Source organism: Flagellimonas abyssi (assembly GCF_019457905.1).
GTDB lineage: Bacteria > Bacteroidota > Bacteroidia > Flavobacteriales > Flavobacteriaceae > Flagellimonas > Flagellimonas abyssi.
Window position 1 is genome coordinate 2,501 of the sequence record NZ_JAHZSV010000074.1, and the last position, 2,812, is coordinate 5,312.

The following is a 2,812-nucleotide window of genomic DNA, read 5'->3' on the forward strand; positions in this document are numbered from 1 at the left end:
GCTCATTATGCAAAAGGCACGCCGTCACCAGTAAACTGGCTCCGACCGCTTGTAGGCGTATGGTTTCAGGGTCTATTTCACTCCGTTGTTCACGGTTCTTTTCACCTTTCCCTCACGGTACTGGTTCACTATCGGTCTCCCAGGAGTATTTAGCCTTGGCGGATGGTCCCGCCGGATTCACACAGGGTTTCACGTGCCCCGCGCTACTCAGGATACCACTATCTTTAACGCTCCTTGCCCGTACGGGACTGTCACCCATATCGTGCAGCTTTCCAACTGCTTCCGGTTCGTCGCGCAAAGAATATTGTGGTCCTACAACCCCGTCATTGCCTAAACAACAACGGTTTGGGCTGTTCCGATTTCGCTCGCCACTACTCTCGGAATCACTCTTGTTTTCTCTTCCTCCGCCTACTTAGATGTTTCAGTTCGGCGGGTTCGCCCCCATTGCTGGGTGACAGGCCTTCAACCTGCCGGGTTGCCCCATTCGGACACCCACGGATCAATGCTCATGTGCAGCTCCCCGTGGATTTTCGCAGCTTATCGCGTCCTTCATCGCCTCTGAGAGCCTAGGCATCCCCCATACGCCCTTCTTTTGCTTGTCGCACCTGTACCCTAAGGTACAAATGCCCTCTCGTAATCCTTATTATATTCTATTCTACTTCGTGTTTCTTCTTTGACTTCGCATGCGACGATATAAATCGTCACTGCTCCGTCCCAATATGTCAATGAACTTTCTGGCACACCGCCGCCGATACAACATATCAGCGGACGACTTTTGCCGTGGTGGAGAATATCGGAGTCGAACCGATGACCTCCTGCGTGCAAGGCAGGCGCTCTAGCCAGCTGAGCTAATCCCCCGTTCCAGTCGGCAGTTATCAGTCAACAGTTAACAGTCTTGATAACGTGCTCACCATTACGTGATAATCACTCAACCTCTAAAATTTCCTTTCAATACTCAATGAACTTCGCACTCCGCACTTCCGCACTTTGTACTTTTCGTAGTCTCAGGCAGACTCGAACTGCCGACCTCTACATTATCAGTGTAGCGCTCTAACCAGCTGAGCTATGAGACTGTCTTGGCCTTATTGCCAGTATTTGTAACATATCATAAACGACAGCGCAGAGGATAAAAACCACCTCGTGCGGGACAAGGCCTTCCGGACATCTCTTTCTCTAGAAAGGAGGTGTTCCAGCCGCACCTTCCGGTACGGCTACCTTGTTACGACTTAGCCCTAGTTACCGATTTTGCCCTAGGCCGCTCCTTGCGGTGACGGACTTCAGGCACTCCCGGCTTCCATGGCTTGACGGGCGGTGTGTACAAGGCCCGGGAACGTATTCACCGGATCATGGCTGATATCCGATTACTAGCGATTCCAGCTTCACGGGGTCGAGTTGCAGACCCCGATCCGAACTGTGACCGGTTTTGTAGATCCGCGCCCCCTTGCGGGGTGGCTTCCCTCTGTACCGGCCATTGTAGCACGTGTGTAGCCCAGGACGTAAGGGCCGTGATGATTTGACGTCGTCCCCACCTTCCTCACGGTTTGCACCGGCAGTCCCGTTAGAGTCCCCATCTTGACATGCTGGCAACTAACGGTAGGGGTTGCGCTCGTTATAGGACTTAACCTGACACCTCACGGCACGAGCTGACGACAACCATGCAGCACCTTGCAGGCGGTCCGAAGAAAGGGGTATCTCTACCCCATGCAGCCTGCATTTAAGCCCTGGTAAGGTTCCTCGCGTATCATCGAATTAAACCACATGCTCCACCGCTTGTGCGGGCCCCCGTCAATTCCTTTGAGTTTCATTCTTGCGAACGTACTCCCCAGGTGGGATACTTATCACTTTCGCTTGGCCACGGAGACCGAAGTCCCCACAGCTAGTATCCATCGTTTACGGCGTGGACTACCGGGGTATCTAATCCCGTTCGCTACCCACGCTTTCGTCCATCAGCGTCAGTACATGGTTGGCCACCTGCCTTCGCGATCGGTGTTCTATGTGATATCTATGCATTTCACCGCTACACCACATGTTCCGGCGACCCCACCATGACTCAAGACCTGCAGTATCAAAGGCAATTTTATGGTTGAGCCACAAACTTTCACCCCTGACTTACAGGCCCGCCTACGGACCCTTTAAACCCAATGATTCCGGATAACGCTCGGACCCTCCGTATTACCGCGGCTGCTGGCACGGAGTTAGCCGGTCCTTATTCTTACGGTACCGTCAGACGCCCACACGTGGGCGCATTTCTTCCCGTATAAAAGCAGTTTACAACCCATAGGGCCGTCATCCTGCACGCGGCATGGCTGGATCAGGCTCCCGCCCATTGTCCAATATTCCTCACTGCTGCCTCCCGTAGGAGTCTGGTCCGTGTCTCAGTACCAGTGTGGGGGATCCCCCTCTCAGGGCCCCTAACCATCGCTGCCTTGGTGGGCCGTTACCCCACCAACTAACTAATGGTACGCATGGCCATCCCTGTCCGATAAATCTTTAACCGCAATATCATGCGATATCGCGGTACCATGGGGCATTAATCCAAGTTTCCCTGGGCTATTCCCCTGACAGGGGCAGGTTCCATACGCGTTCCGCACCCGTGCGCCGGTCGCCGGCGGAAAAGCAAGCTTTTCCCCGATGCCCCTCGACTTGCATGTGTTAGGCCTGCCGCTAGCGTTCATCCTGAGCCAGGATCAAACTCTTCATTGTATTTCCTTGAATGTCTGTCCGACACCCGGAATACCGAGTCCCTGCATCAAAATGGTTCTATTCTTAATTCTACGCTGTCGTTACAATATGTATATGAACTTCTTTGTTT

General features: G+C 53.3%; 2 tRNA genes and 2 rRNA genes (1 of these 4 only partly in view). All 4 read right to left on the bottom strand.

Annotation, left to right across the window (positions count from 1 at the left end):
* Positions 1-603, bottom strand: a 23S ribosomal RNA gene (locus tag K1F36_RS19715); it reaches 2,216 nt to the left of the window's first position.
* 178 nt (positions 604-781) lie between these two features.
* Positions 782-858 (bottom strand) — tRNA-Ala (locus K1F36_RS19720).
* Positions 859-999: 141 nt separating this feature from the next.
* Positions 1,000-1,073, bottom strand: a tRNA-Ile gene (locus tag K1F36_RS19725).
* Between the two features lie 104 nt (positions 1,074-1,177).
* A 16S ribosomal RNA gene (locus K1F36_RS19730) occupies positions 1,178-2,703 on the bottom strand.
* The 16S and 23S rRNA genes sit together here with 2 tRNA genes alongside, the layout of an rRNA operon.
* Positions 2,704-2,812 lie beyond the last annotated feature (109 nt).